The organism is Clostridium sp. LS3, assembly GCF_055330225.1.
Window position 1 is genome coordinate 1,478,244 of the sequence record NZ_CM143921.1, and the last position, 12,816, is coordinate 1,491,059.

The window sequence follows — 12,816 nt, forward strand, 5'->3', positions numbered from 1 at the left end:
GTGAATTTAGTGAGTATGCAAGATTTTCCTCAGGCAAGCTTCGGAAATGCACATGCACTAAAAAGTCCACGGCTCGACAAGCTCGCCTTGGCGACTTTTTTATTGACTAGATATTATTATTAATGTAATATAACATCAAGTGATTATTATACTTGGGTGAAGTTTGCTCAATAGGAATATAAGCCTTTATTTTAAGTATAAAATGGCTTATTCATGAGAATTTTAGATATTTTCTTTTATAAATGGAGAAAATTATTATATAGAATGACATGATTAAAGATAATATGTTTAAGACATTGAGGTGAAAAAATATGAAAAATTTAATTAAAAAAGTAGACCTTGGAAGTATTGCAGAAGAGGTTGGGATAGAAGTTGATGATGTATTATTATCAATTAATGGTACGCCTATAGATGATATTATAGATTATAAATTTTTAGCAGTAGACGAAGAAATTCTTCTAGAAATTGAAAAGCCTAATGGTGAGGTATGGGAATACGAAATTGAAAAGGAATATGGAGAAAATTTAGGCCTTGAATTTGAAGGTGGGATAATGGATAAAGCAAAAAGTTGCTCAAATAAATGTATGTTTTGCTTTATAGATCAGCTTCCTAAAGGTATGAGAAATACTTTATATTTTAAAGATGATGATTCAAGATTATCATTTTTACAAGGTAACTTTGTTACCTTAACTAATATGAAAGATGAAGACATAGATAGAATAATAAGATATAAGATAAGTCCTATAAATATTTCAGTACATACAACTAATCCAGATCTAAGAGTAATGATGTTGAAAAATAGATTTGCTGGAGCTATAATGGAAAGGCTTAAAAAGCTAAGAGATGCAGAAATTGAAATGCATGCGCAAATAGTATGTATCCCTAATGTAAATAATGGAGAAGAATTAAGAAAAACTGTAACTGATTTATACGAATTACATCCATATGTAAAAAATGTTGCAGTTGTACCTATAGGAATTACTAAGTTTAGAGAAAACTTACCTCATGTAGATACATTTACAAAAGAAACATCAAAGAATGAAATTACGATGATTCAAGATCTACAAAAGAAATTTATAGAAGAAACAGGAGCTCCATTTGTTAGATTATCAGATGAGTTTTATGTAGTAGCTGGCTTAGATGTTCCCAATGAAGAATTTTACTCAGAATATGATCAGTTAGAAGATGGAGTAGGTATGATTAGATACTTTAGAGAGGTTGTTCAAAGATCGGTAGAGTTTCTAGATACAACTTCCAAGGGAAGTTTTTCAATGGTAACTGGTGAATTAGCTTACGATGAGATAAAAAGATCCGCAGATCTTATAATGAAGAATAATGCTAATATTGAAATAGATGTATATAAGGTTACTAATAATTTCTTTGGAAATACTATAACAGTAGCAGGACTTTTAACTGGAACTGATATAATAGATCAATTGAAAGGAAAGATAAAAACAGATTATTTAATTATGCCAAATAATATGTTTAGAAAAGGTTATGAGCTTGGGCCGGCAGATATGATTATGCTGGATGATTTAAGAATTGAAGATTTAGAAAAAGCGTTAGGCGTTAAGGTGATAGTTTGTGATTATACAGGAGATGACCTTATTGACATAATAAATGCAAATTGTGAGGAGGAAAAATAATGGGTAAACCGATAGTTGCTATAGTTGGAAGACCAAATGTAGGTAAATCTACTTTATTTAATAGGTTAGCAGGGCAAAGGATATCTATAGTTCAAGACACTCCAGGTGTAACTAGAGATAGAGTATATGCTCAAGCTGAATGGCTTAACTATAATTTTACAATGATAGATACTGGTGGTATAGAACCAGAAAGAGAAGATATAATTGTTAAACAAATGAGAAGGCAAGCTAATATAGCTATTGAAACAGCAGATGTTATAGTGTTTGTTGTTGATGGTAAAGAAGGATTAACACCCGCTGACCATGAAGTAGCAAGTATGCTTAGAAAAAGCAAAAAAGAAGTTGTTTTAGTTGTTAATAAAGTAGATTCTTTAAAAGAGGAAGATAATGCTTGGGAGTTCTATAACTTAGGTATAGGAGATCCAGTAACAATATCAGCATCACAAGGATTAGGCCTTGGAGATATGCTAGATAGAGTAGTTGAAAACTTTGATAAATATAATGAAGATGATGAAGATGATGAATTTATAAGAATAGCCATGATAGGTAAGCCAAATGTAGGAAAATCTTCTTTAATAAATAAATTACTTGGAGAAGATAGATTAATAGTTTCAGATATACCTGGAACAACAAGAGATTCTATAGATAGCAATTTAGAAACAGAGCATGGAAAATTTATTCTAGTTGATACAGCAGGACTTAGAAGAAAAAGCAAAGTAAAAGAGGAAATAGAAAGATATTCAGTAATTAGAACATATGCTGCAATAGAAAGAGCAGATGTATGTATTTTGATGATTGATGCAACAGAAGGCGTAACTGAGCAAGATGAAAAAATAATAGGATATGCTCATGAAATGAATAAGGCTATAATGGTTATAGTTAACAAATGGGATTTAATTGAAAAAGATGATAAAACAATGCAAAGATATAAAGAAGATTTACAAATGAGCCTTAAGTTCTTAAAATATGCAAAATATTTATTTATATCTGCTAAGACAGGACAAAGAACACATAAAGTATTAGAAATTGCAAAGGAATGTTATGATAACTATTCAAAGAGAATTCCTACTGGGATATTAAATGAAGTTATAAACAAAGCAGTTCTTATGAAAGAACCTCCAATAGTAGGTCTAAAGAGAATGAAGATATACTATGCAACTCAAGTTGCTTCAAAGCCTCCAAAGTTTATTTTCTTTGTTAATGATTCAAGTGCAACACATTTTTCTTACGAAAGATATTTAGAAAATCAATTAAGAGAAAGTTTTGATTTTAGTGGAACAGGTATTCAAGTAGAATATAGGGAGAGGAAGGAATAATTATGAGGAATGTGACTTTTTTAGGAGGAGGTAGCTTTGGTACTGCTCTAGGAATATTATTAGCTAACAAGGGAAATAAAGTTAGTATATATGATAGAGATAAACATGTAGTTGATGATATTAATATAAATAAAAAAAATGATAGATATATTAAAAATTTACATATACCTGAAAATGTCACTGCTTATATTAATCTAGATGATGCTATAAGAGATGCAGATTTTATAGTTTTATCAGTTCCATCTCATGTAATAAGAGTTGTAGCGAAATCATTAAAAGGAAAAATAAACGATGATGCTATTATTATAAGTATAGCAAAAGGAATCGAAGAGAAGAGTAATTTAAGATTGTCTCAAGTTATAGAAGAGGAATTACCTAATAATAAAGCTGTAATATTATCTGGGCCTAGTCATGCAGAAGAAGTAGCTTTTAATATACCAACAACAGTTGTTGTATCTTCGCGTGATATGGAGGCTGCAAAAAAAGTTCAAGATCTATTTATAGATAGAAACTTTAGAGTTTATACAAATGATGATTTAGTAGGTGTTGAAATTGGTGGTGCAGTTAAAAATATAATAGCATTAGCAGCTGGGGTTTGTGATGGAATTGGGTATGGCGATAATTCAAAAGCAGCTCTTATGACTAGAGGGATGGCTGAAATAGTTAGAATAGGAATGAAACTAGGTGGAAAAGCTGAGACATTTCTTGGCCTAACTGGAATGGGAGACCTTATAGTAACATGTACTAGTCTTCATTCTAGAAATAGAAAAGCAGGATTTTTAATTGGTGAAGGAAAAACAACTGATCAAGCTATAAATGAAGTTGGAATGGTAGTAGAAGGAATTAAAGCTTGCAAGGCTTTCTATGAATTAAAAGAAGACTTAAATATAGAGATGCCTATAACAGATATTCTATATAAAATATTGTTTAAAAATAAAAATCCTAAAGAGGCTGTTGTAGATTTAATGGAAAGAGAAAGAAAAAACGAAATATATTAACAATAAAGGAGAAGTAAATTTTACTTCTCCTTTATTGTTAAGTAATATTATCTGATTTGAAATAATATATTATTATATATAAAATTCAGGGAAGAATTAAAATTTTAAAAAGTTGTATATTTTTTTATATCCTTGAATATATATATAGTGTTAAAAATAAATGGGAGGGTACACCGTGGACAGTTTTAATATATACAAGGATATAGCTGAAAGAACACAGGGAGACATATACGTAGGTGTTGTTGGTCCTGTTAGAACAGGTAAGTCAACATTTATTAAAAAATTCATGGACCTTATGGTAATACCAAAGATTGATAATAACTATAAGAAAGAAAGAGCAAAGGATGAATTACCTCAAAGTGGATCAGGAAAGAGTATTCATACAACGGAACCTAAATTCATTCCGAATGAGGCAGTAGAAATAACTATTGATGAGGACATAAAATTTAAAGTTAGAATGGTTGATTGTGTCGGATACATTGTAAAAGGTGCAGTAGGATATATGGATGGTGAAGAAGCTAAAATGGTAAATACTCCATGGTATGAATACGAAATACCTTTTGAAGATGCAGCAGAAATAGGAACTAGAAAAGTTATAACAGATCATTCAACCATAGGCCTTGTAGTAACAACTGATGGTAGTATTACAGGCATAGAAAGAGGTGAGTACTTAGAAGCAGAAGAAAGAGTAATAGAAGAGTTAAAGGCTATGAATAAGCCTTTTATAGTTGTACTTAACACTAAATATGTCAATGCTCCAGAAACAAGAGCAATGAAAAAAGATTTAGAAGAAAAATATGATGTTACAGTTCAAGCTATGGATGTAGCAAACATGAACGAAAATGATGTAGAAGATATATTTAAGCATGTACTTAAGGAGTTCCCTGTAAAGGAAATAAATATTAATATGCCAAGTTGGGTTGAGAAACTAGAGCCTGAGCATTGGCTTAAGAAAAATTTCTTTAATATAGTAAAAGAAATGTGTGAAAACATAAGCAAGGTTAGAGATATTAGGTCTACATTAAATTTATTAAAAGAAGAAGAGAATTTAGCTCCAACAGAGATGAGTTCAGTTAATTTGGGAGAGGGTACAGCTACAATTACAATGAAACCTAAAGATGGAATATTCTATAACATATTAAGTGAAATTTGCGATTTAAATGTTCAATCAGAAAGTGATTTATTATCATTAATAAAAGAACTTAATTTTGCTAAGAAAGAATATGATAAAGTAAAGGATGCGTTAATTGATGTAAGAGAGACCGGATATGGTCTTGTAGCACCACAACTAGCAGAAATGAAATTTGAAGAGCCAGAAATGGTTAAACAAGGAACTAAGTTTGGAGTTAAATTAAAAGCATCAGCTCCGTCATTACATTTTATAAAAGCCAATATTAAAACTGAAATAAGCCCTATAATGGGATCAGAAAAAGAAAGTGAAGAATTGGTAAAATCATTAATGGAGCAATTTGAAAAGGATCCTGCATCATTATGGCAAAGTAATATGTTTGGAAAGCCTTTAGAGGTATTAATTAAAGAAGGCCTACAAAATAAATTATATAAAATGCCAGATGATGTCCAAATAAAAATTCAAAAAACCCTTCAAAAGATAATAAATGAAGGTAGCGGTGGTTTAATCTGCATAATACTATAATATAAAGAGGTTAGTCATAAATTTGACTAGCCTCTTTTTTTGTCTATTAAAATATTAGTAAATTTATGTATCATCAATGAATAATATATTATATAGAATGTTTAAAAATTAAAGCTAATATACACTATACAGAATTGAGGGATATTTATGGAAGAAAAATTTTGTGCCTATAAGAGAGTAGGATATTTTAAAGAAAAAATGGCAGAAAACTTAGGGGTAAAATTTACAGGTACCATCTATGCATCCCCAGGAGTAATAAAGCATATTAAAAAGAGACATGGTAAACACTTAAGTAAAAAAATATCTGGAAATTTAATAGAGTTCATGAGAGAAATAATTGAAGATCCAGATTATATAGGGGTATATAAGCTAACTGAAAAGGGAACTCACATTGAATTAATAAAAAAAGTAGATACCAATATACTAATAGGTATAGATATAGATAATAAAAGAGATTATATATATGTTTCTACAATGTATCCTATAAGCGATGTAAAAATAAATAACAAACTATATAGTGGAAAGCTTATAAGATGGAAATAATAAATAAAAGTTGAAACATTTTAATCCCAAAGCTATAATATTTATATTGGCTTAAAATAAATATGATTATTGAGGTGAGAAATGGCTCCTCACACGCTGAAATATCAGTAATAAGAGATGTAGGATAAGTCGACCTACCAATAATCTATTTTTAAACTTTTGGACTATCCAAGAGTTTTTATTTTACTCCATAGGAAATTATATTTTTAAAATCTGTGAATAAATTATTTATAGCGTATAAGTTATTAAAGTTAGCCCTATAGAGTAAAAAAATAGAATAAAGTGCGCGTGCAAGATTTTCCTCAGGCAAGCTTCGGAAATGCACATGCGTGAAAAAAGTCGACGACTCGGCAAGCTCGTCTTGGCGACTTTTTTATATATAATTATATTAAATTAAAGAACTTATAATGTAATAGCTGCAGATATTAAATTTAAATAAGGTAAAATATTTAATTATTAACTTTAGGAGGGGAAGTATGAAAAAGGTAGCAGTAGTTTTTAATGGTGGAACAATATCTATGAAAGTTGATGAAAGAATAAAGGCAGCAGTCCCTAGTTTAACTGGTGAAGAAATAATGTCTATGGTAACTGGGATAGAAGAATTTGCAGAGGTAGAGTCGTATAGTTTTTCTAGTAAACCTTCTCCACATATGACAATTCAAAATATGTTAGAGCTTAGCAAATTTATAAAAGGATTAGTAGATAGAGAAGATATTGAGGGAGTTGTATTAACCCATGGAACAGATACTTTAGAAGAGACTGCATATTTTCTAGATTTAACAATAAATACAGAAAAAGTTATAGTAGTAACTGGTGCAATGAGAAGCAGTTCAGAACTTGGATATGATGGACCTTTTAACCTAGCAACATCAATATGTACTGCTATTTCTGAAGATGCAAAAGGGAGAGGAGTTTTAGTTTGTTTTAATGGTGAATTAAATTCAGCAGCAGAAGTAACTAAGGCAAATTCTATGGCGCTTAATGCATTTAGAACTCCTAACTTTGGACCTATAGGAATAGTAGACAACAATAAGGTTTTATTTTATAGAAACACAAAGAAATATAAAGCTTATAATGTTGATAGCATAGAGGGAAATGTTGCTTTAATTAAATGCGTAGCTGGAATGGATTCTGATTACATAGATTATTTTATAGATAAAGGATATAAAGGAATCGTTATTGAAGCAATGGGAAGAGGAAATGTTCCACCAACTATGGTTGATGGAATAAAAAGGGCGTTGAATAGAAATATTCCTGTAGTTGTAGTTTCTAGATGTTTTGAAGGAAGGGTATATGAATCATATGGATATGAAGGTGGAGGTAAGATGCTTAAGGATTTAGGGGTGCTTTTTGAAGAGAGTATGCCTGGACAAAAAGCGAGGATAAAGCTTCTAGTAGCTATTTCAAGTAAAAAAGAAATTGATATAAAAGACTTTTTTCAACAATAAATACGAATTTTAGATTAACATAATAAGAATTTATACGTTTCGGTTGACAGGTTTACAAAATTTAGGGTATAATAATATTCGTAAGAGATACCTCATATAATAGTGACAATAAGGGTCATTAGTTTCTACCAGGATACCGTAAAAATCTTGACTATGAGTAAAAGTGTGAATTATATAGTTTTATAGTTATATAATTTATATTTGGTGAAAAGTCGCTATGAGTTATCTATTTAGATAATTTATAGCGACTTTTTATATATATAAAATATTAGGGGGATTGTAATGGAAAACTCATCAAAAAAGCAAGGCTTATTGCCTATACTATCAAATGAAAATGTAAATTTTAAAAGGGAAATTGTAGCAGGTGTTACAACTTTTTTAACTATGGCTTATATAATAGCTGTAAATCCTAATATACTATCTCAAACTGGAATGCCTGCTGGGGCATTAGTTACAGCTACATGTTTAACAGCAGCTATGGCTTGTATTTTAATGGGGTTATTTGCTAATTTACCTTTTGCTTTAGCATCAGGAATGGGACTAAACGCTTTCTTTGCTTTTTCAGTTGTAATAGGAATGGGAATTTCTTGGCAAACAGCTTTAACAGCAGTTTTTATTGAAGGTATTATATTTATATTGTTATCTCTATTTAAAGTAAGAGAAGCTGTTGTAAATGCGATTCCAATGACTATGAAGCATGCTGTAACGGCAGGGATAGGTGTTTTTATAGCCTTTATAGGAATGGTAGGATCAGGTTTGGTTGTAAAAAATGATGCAACATTAGTTAGCATGGGGGAGTTTACTCCAACAGTTGTAATAGCATTAGTAGGAGTTGTAATAATAGCTGTTTTAGACAAGAAAAATGTTAAAGGAGCTATCTTATTTGGTATAGTTACAAGTACTTTACTAGCTTGGGGATACGCTTTAATAAATCCAGAAGCAGCATCTAGTATTGGAATATATTTACCTAAGGGTATATTTAAGTTTGAGAGTATTGCACCAATAGCAGGGCAGTTAGATTTCTCTCATATAGCGAACTTAGAAAATATAGGTAAATTTATTGTTATCGTTTGCACTTTCTTGTTTGTAGATTTTTTTGATACAGTAGGTACTTTAGTTGGAGTAGCATCAAGGGCAAATATGCTTGATGAAGATGGTAATCTTCCTAATGCTGGACGTGCTTTATTAGTTGATGCTATAGCAACAACATTTGGAGCAGTTATGGGGGTTTCAACTGTTACAACATATGTTGAGAGCTCAACAGGAGTAGCAGCAGGGGGTAGAACGGGATATACAGCTATAACTACAGGAATATTATTCTTATTATCAATGTTCTTTTCACCAATTTTTATAGCAATACCATCTTGTGCAACTGCACCTGCGTTAATTTATGTTGGATATTTAATGCTTGGAGCTGTAAAGGAAATAGATTTTACAAATATAACAGAAGGTGTTCCAGCCTTTTTAACAATAACAGCTATGGCTTTAACTTATAGTATTGGTGATGGTTTAACTATAGGAATATTATCATATGTAATTATAAATTTAGTTCATAATATATTCTGTAAAAATAAAGAAAGCAAAACAAAGGTTTCAGTAGTTATGATAATTCTTGCTATAATTTTTATATTTAAGCTAACTGTTTTATAAGACGTAATTAAATATAAAATATATTTAAAATGTTCAATTTTATAAATTAAAAAAGTATTTTATATTAATAAGCCTAAAAAGAAGTAGAATATTAACTTTTCTACTTCTTTTTAGTTATTGAAAAATAAAATGTTAACAATTTGTGAACATTATATTGACAGTTAAATTATATATGAACTAATATATATATGTTCTAAAGAAGTTTGTTAATTAATATAAGGATTTTATAGTTCTAATTTATATAAGTTAATAAGAATTTATAGGAACAATATATATAAAGAATAAAAGATAAACTTTGGAGGCATATATGGTTAAAAGTATGACTAGCTTTGGCAGAGCTAGCAGTGAAGAAGGAAATAAATATTTATTTTCAGTAGAAATGAAGAGTGTAAATAGTAGGTACTTAGATATAAATATCAGATTACCTAAAAGTATAATTTCTTTAGAAGAGGAAATTAGAAAATTGATTAATATGAAGCTTTTTAGGGGAAAAGTAGATATATTTATTAATCAAAAAAGTTATTCAACTGGTGAAGGGGTAGCAAGGCTAAACTTAAAGCTTGCAGAGAGTTATTATAATTGTTTAAAAGAAATAGAGGGAAATTTAGGTGTAAAAAATGATATAACAGCAACTCAAATTGCTAGGTTTTCAGATGTTATAACAATTGTAGAAGAAGAAAGTTCTATAGAAGAGATTTGGCAAGTAATAAAACCTCTTATAGATTCAGCTCTTATTATGATGGATAATATGAGAATTAATGAAGGTGAAAAACTTAAAGAAGATATTTTAAGCAAGCTAAATGAAATAGAATCATTAGTTTATAAAATAGAAGAAATAGCAGATACAGTACCAAATACATATAAGAAGAAGCTTGAAAATAAGCTTAAAGATTTACTTGATGGAATAGAAATAGATGAAGCTAGAATAGCACAAGAAATAGCTATAATAGCAGATAAATCAGCTGTAGATGAAGAAATAACTAGGCTTAAGAGTCACCTAAATCAGATGAGAGAAACATTTAATGAAGAGGGCCAAATAGGAAGAAAATTAGACTTTATAATCCAAGAAATGAATAGAGAAGCTAATACAATAGCTTCAAAATCAAGCGATATGAATATGACAAACTATGTCATTAACATAAAAAATCTAATAGAAAAAATTAGAGAACAATCACAAAATATAGAATAATTAGGAGGAAAGTAATGGGTATAAAATTAATTAATATTGGATTTGGTAATATAGTTTCAGCTAATCGACTTGTTGCGATTGTAAGTCCAGAGTCAGCACCTATTAAAAGAATAATACAAGAGGCTAGAGATAGAGGAATGTTAATAGATGCCACTTATGGTAGAAGAACAAGAGCTGTTATAATAACAGATAGTGATCACGTTATACTATCAGCAGTTCAGCCAGAAACTGTAGCACATAGACTTGTAGTTAAAGATGAGGCAGTAGATGAGGTTGATGAATAATGCAGAGCAATAGAGGGGTTTTAATAGTTATTTCAGGTCCTTCGGGAGCAGGAAAAGGTACTATTTGTAAAGCCTTATTAGAGAAAGATAAAAATATTTATCTTTCAGTTTCAGCTACCACAAGAGCTCCAAGAGTAGGAGAAGTAGAGGGAGTAAACTATTACTTTTTTACAAAAGAAGTTTTTGAATCAAAAGTAAAAGAAAATGGATTTTTAGAATATGCTAATGTCCATGGAAATTTTTATGGTACTCCGAAAGTTAATGTTGAAAAAATGCTTGAAGAAGGAAAAGATGTTATATTAGAAATAGATATACAAGGAGCATTACAAGTAAAAGAGAATTTTAAAGAAGGTGTATTTATATTTATACTTCCACCTTCAATGGAAGAATTAAAACAAAGAATAATAAAAAGAGGTAGTGAAACAGAGGAATCTTTAATGACAAGATTTAAAAATGCATATAAAGAAATAAACTATGTTTCAAAATATAATTATGCTGTAGTAAATGATACTTTAGATATAGCGGTATCAAAAGTTGAGTCAATTATAGCTGCAGAAAAATGCAGAGTTGATAGAATAAAAGAAAATACAATTTTAGATTCTAAGGAGGGTTTAATTCATGAACAACTCTATGATTAATCCATCAATAATGGATTTACTTAAAAAGGTAGATGATAGATATTCATTAGTAATAGTTACTTCAAAAAGGGCAAGACAAATAATAAATGGAAGTGAGCCATTAGTTGCAACAAAATCAAAGAAGCCTCTAACTATTGCTATAAATGAAGTTAATGAAGGTGAAGTTGGATATGAAGCTACATCTACAAAAGAAGGTTTGAAATAAAAATGAATAATAAAAAGTGTGTATGTATAGGTATAAGTGGAGGAATTGCAGTTTATAAGGCTTTAGATATTATAAGTGCTTTAAGGAAAAAGGATATTGATGTAAGAGTTATTATGACTGATTCTGCAACTAAGTTTGTAACTCCATTGTCATTTCAATCATTAAGTCAAAATATGGTGGTAACAGATATGTTTGCTGAACCAAAGGCTTTTGAAATACAGCATATATCACTAGCAAAAAGAGCAGATGTTTTTTTAGTAGCACCAGCTACTGCAAATATAATTGGTAAAGTTGCAAATGGAATATCTGATGATATGTTATCTACAACTATTATGGCAACCAGAGCAAAAGTTATTTTTGCACCTGCTATGAATACTAATATGTATGAAAATCCAATAGTTCAAGATAATATAGAAAAGTTAAAAAAATATGGATATGAATTTATAGAACCAGCTTCGGGAAGGCTTGCTTGTGGGGACTTAGGAAAAGGAAAGTTGACAGATGTAAATACAATTGTAGAAAGAGTATTAGAGGCTCTAAATGAAAAAGAACAGTCTAAAGATTTAATAGGTAAAAATGTTTTAATTAGTGCAGGGCCTACTTATTCTAAAATAGATCCAGTTAGATTTATTACAAATAGATCAACAGGAAAGATGGGGTATTATATAGCAGAAGAAGCTAATCGTAGAGGTGCTAATGTTACATTAGTATCGGGGCCTACTAATATAAATCCACCTGCTGGAATAAAAGTAATAAATATAACAACAAATGAAGAAATGAAAAATGCAATTTTAGACAATTTTGAAGAAAGTCATATTGTTATTAAATCTGCAGCAGTTGCAGACTATAAAATAAAAAATTATAGTAATGAGAAAATAAAAAAAGGAGAAGGGGATTTAACCTTAACCTTTGTAAGAGATAATGATATATTAAAAATTCTTGGTGAAAAGAAAAATAATCAAATTCTTGTAGGTTTTGCAGCAGAAAGTAATAATGTAGTAGAAAATGCAAAAAAGAAATTAGAAAGAAAGAATTTAGATTATATAGTAGCAAATGATATTACAAGTGCTGACACTGGATTTGGAAGTGATGATAATAAAGTTATTATCATTTCAAAAGGTGGAGAAGAAATATATTTAGATAAGATGAGTAAAAAAGAAGTTGCATCAAAGATCTTTGAAACTATATTAGGAAAGCGCTAAAATGCGCTTTCTTCTTATTATAAGGGAAAAATACTACCTAATA

The 12,816-nt window shown here is 29.7% G+C and carries 12 protein-coding genes and 1 riboswitch; all 12 genes read left to right on the plus strand.

Annotated features, from left to right (window positions below; all coding sequences use genetic code 11):
* Positions 1 to 311: 311 nt before the first annotated feature.
* Positions 312 to 1,646 (plus strand): DUF512 domain-containing protein, encoded by a 1,335-nt coding sequence (locus ACZJV1_RS06830; protein ID WP_463651827.1) that lies wholly within the window; start codon positions 312 to 314, stop codon positions 1,644 to 1,646.
* Positions 1,646 to 2,962, plus strand: coding sequence for a ribosome biogenesis GTPase Der (der, locus tag ACZJV1_RS06835; protein WP_411170480.1), 1,317 nt, complete (start codon positions 1,646 to 1,648; stop codon positions 2,960 to 2,962). Before ACZJV1_RS06830 ends, der begins: the two co-directional genes overlap by 1 nt.
* A 2-nt stretch (positions 2,963 to 2,964) precedes the next feature.
* Complete coding sequence (locus ACZJV1_RS06840; RefSeq protein WP_463651828.1) at positions 2,965 to 3,960, plus strand: NAD(P)H-dependent glycerol-3-phosphate dehydrogenase; 996 nt, start codon at positions 2,965 to 2,967, stop codon at positions 3,958 to 3,960.
* A 175-nt stretch (positions 3,961 to 4,135) separates the two neighbouring features.
* Positions 4,136 to 5,614, plus strand: a complete 1,479-nt coding sequence (gene spoIVA, locus ACZJV1_RS06845) for a stage IV sporulation protein A (RefSeq protein WP_460287841.1) — start codon at positions 4,136 to 4,138, stop codon at positions 5,612 to 5,614.
* A gap of 147 nt (positions 5,615 to 5,761) precedes the next feature.
* Entirely contained in the window at positions 5,762 to 6,157 is a 396-nt protein-coding gene (locus ACZJV1_RS06850; protein WP_460287840.1) for a PBECR3 domain-containing polyvalent protein, read from the plus strand.
* A gap of 476 nt (positions 6,158 to 6,633) precedes the next feature.
* The gene (locus tag ACZJV1_RS06855; protein WP_463651829.1) at positions 6,634 to 7,605 is read left to right on the plus strand and encodes an asparaginase; all 972 of its coding nucleotides are present in this window, start codon (positions 6,634 to 6,636) and stop codon (positions 7,603 to 7,605) included.
* A gap of 72 nt (positions 7,606 to 7,677) precedes the next feature.
* A riboswitch (purine riboswitch) is annotated at positions 7,678 to 7,779 on the plus strand.
* A 108-nt stretch (positions 7,780 to 7,887) separates the two neighbouring features.
* On the plus strand, positions 7,888 to 9,255 hold the full coding sequence (locus tag ACZJV1_RS06860) for an NCS2 family permease (RefSeq protein WP_460287838.1): 1,368 nt from the start codon (positions 7,888 to 7,890) through the stop codon (positions 9,253 to 9,255).
* A 307-nt stretch (positions 9,256 to 9,562) separates the two neighbouring features.
* Positions 9,563 to 10,444 (plus strand): YicC/YloC family endoribonuclease, encoded by an 882-nt coding sequence (locus tag ACZJV1_RS06865; protein ID WP_463651830.1) that lies wholly within the window; start codon positions 9,563 to 9,565, stop codon positions 10,442 to 10,444.
* Between the two features lie 14 nt (positions 10,445 to 10,458).
* A complete protein-coding gene (gene remA / locus ACZJV1_RS06870; RefSeq protein ID WP_042396960.1) occupies positions 10,459 to 10,728 on the plus strand; it encodes an extracellular matrix/biofilm regulator RemA in 270 nt (89 codons plus the stop codon).
* Positions 10,728 to 11,366, plus strand: coding sequence for a guanylate kinase (gene gmk, locus ACZJV1_RS06875; protein ID WP_460287836.1), 639 nt, complete (start codon positions 10,728 to 10,730; stop codon positions 11,364 to 11,366). The genes remA and gmk overlap by 1 nt, the downstream gene beginning before the upstream one ends.
* On the plus strand, positions 11,347 to 11,571 hold the full coding sequence (gene rpoZ, locus ACZJV1_RS06880) for a DNA-directed RNA polymerase subunit omega (protein WP_322546209.1): 225 nt from the start codon (positions 11,347 to 11,349) through the stop codon (positions 11,569 to 11,571). Before gmk ends, rpoZ begins: the two co-directional genes overlap by 20 nt.
* 2 nt (positions 11,572 to 11,573) lie before the next feature.
* The gene (gene coaBC / locus ACZJV1_RS06885; RefSeq protein ID WP_463651831.1) at positions 11,574 to 12,773 is read left to right on the plus strand and encodes a bifunctional phosphopantothenoylcysteine decarboxylase/phosphopantothenate--cysteine ligase CoaBC; all 1,200 of its coding nucleotides are present in this window, start codon (positions 11,574 to 11,576) and stop codon (positions 12,771 to 12,773) included.
* Positions 12,774 to 12,816 lie beyond the last annotated feature (43 nt).

What these genes read in the sequence shown, in the direction of transcription:
- ACZJV1_RS06830 (WP_463651827.1), top strand. Translation starts at nt 312, where the DNA reads ATGAAAAATTTAATTAAAAAAGTAGACCTTGGAAGTATTGCAGAAGAG.
- der (WP_411170480.1), top strand. Translation starts at nt 1,646, where the DNA reads ATGGGTAAACCGATAGTTGCTATAGTTGGAAGACCAAATGTAGGTAAA.
- ACZJV1_RS06840 (WP_463651828.1), top strand. Translation starts at nt 2,965, where the DNA reads ATGAGGAATGTGACTTTTTTAGGAGGAGGTAGCTTTGGTACTGCTCTA.
- ACZJV1_RS06850 (WP_460287840.1), top strand. Translation starts at nt 5,762, where the DNA reads ATGGAAGAAAAATTTTGTGCCTATAAGAGAGTAGGATATTTTAAAGAA.
- ACZJV1_RS06855 (WP_463651829.1), top strand. Translation starts at nt 6,634, where the DNA reads ATGAAAAAGGTAGCAGTAGTTTTTAATGGTGGAACAATATCTATGAAA.
- ACZJV1_RS06860 (WP_460287838.1), top strand. Translation starts at nt 7,888, where the DNA reads ATGGAAAACTCATCAAAAAAGCAAGGCTTATTGCCTATACTATCAAAT.
- ACZJV1_RS06865 (WP_463651830.1), top strand. Translation starts at nt 9,563, where the DNA reads ATGGTTAAAAGTATGACTAGCTTTGGCAGAGCTAGCAGTGAAGAAGGA.
- remA (WP_042396960.1), top strand. Translation starts at nt 10,459, where the DNA reads ATGGGTATAAAATTAATTAATATTGGATTTGGTAATATAGTTTCAGCT.
- gmk (WP_460287836.1), top strand. Translation starts at nt 10,728, where the DNA reads ATGCAGAGCAATAGAGGGGTTTTAATAGTTATTTCAGGTCCTTCGGGA.
- rpoZ (WP_322546209.1), top strand. Translation starts at nt 11,347, where the DNA reads ATGAACAACTCTATGATTAATCCATCAATAATGGATTTACTTAAAAAG.
- coaBC (WP_463651831.1), top strand. Translation starts at nt 11,574, where the DNA reads ATGAATAATAAAAAGTGTGTATGTATAGGTATAAGTGGAGGAATTGCA.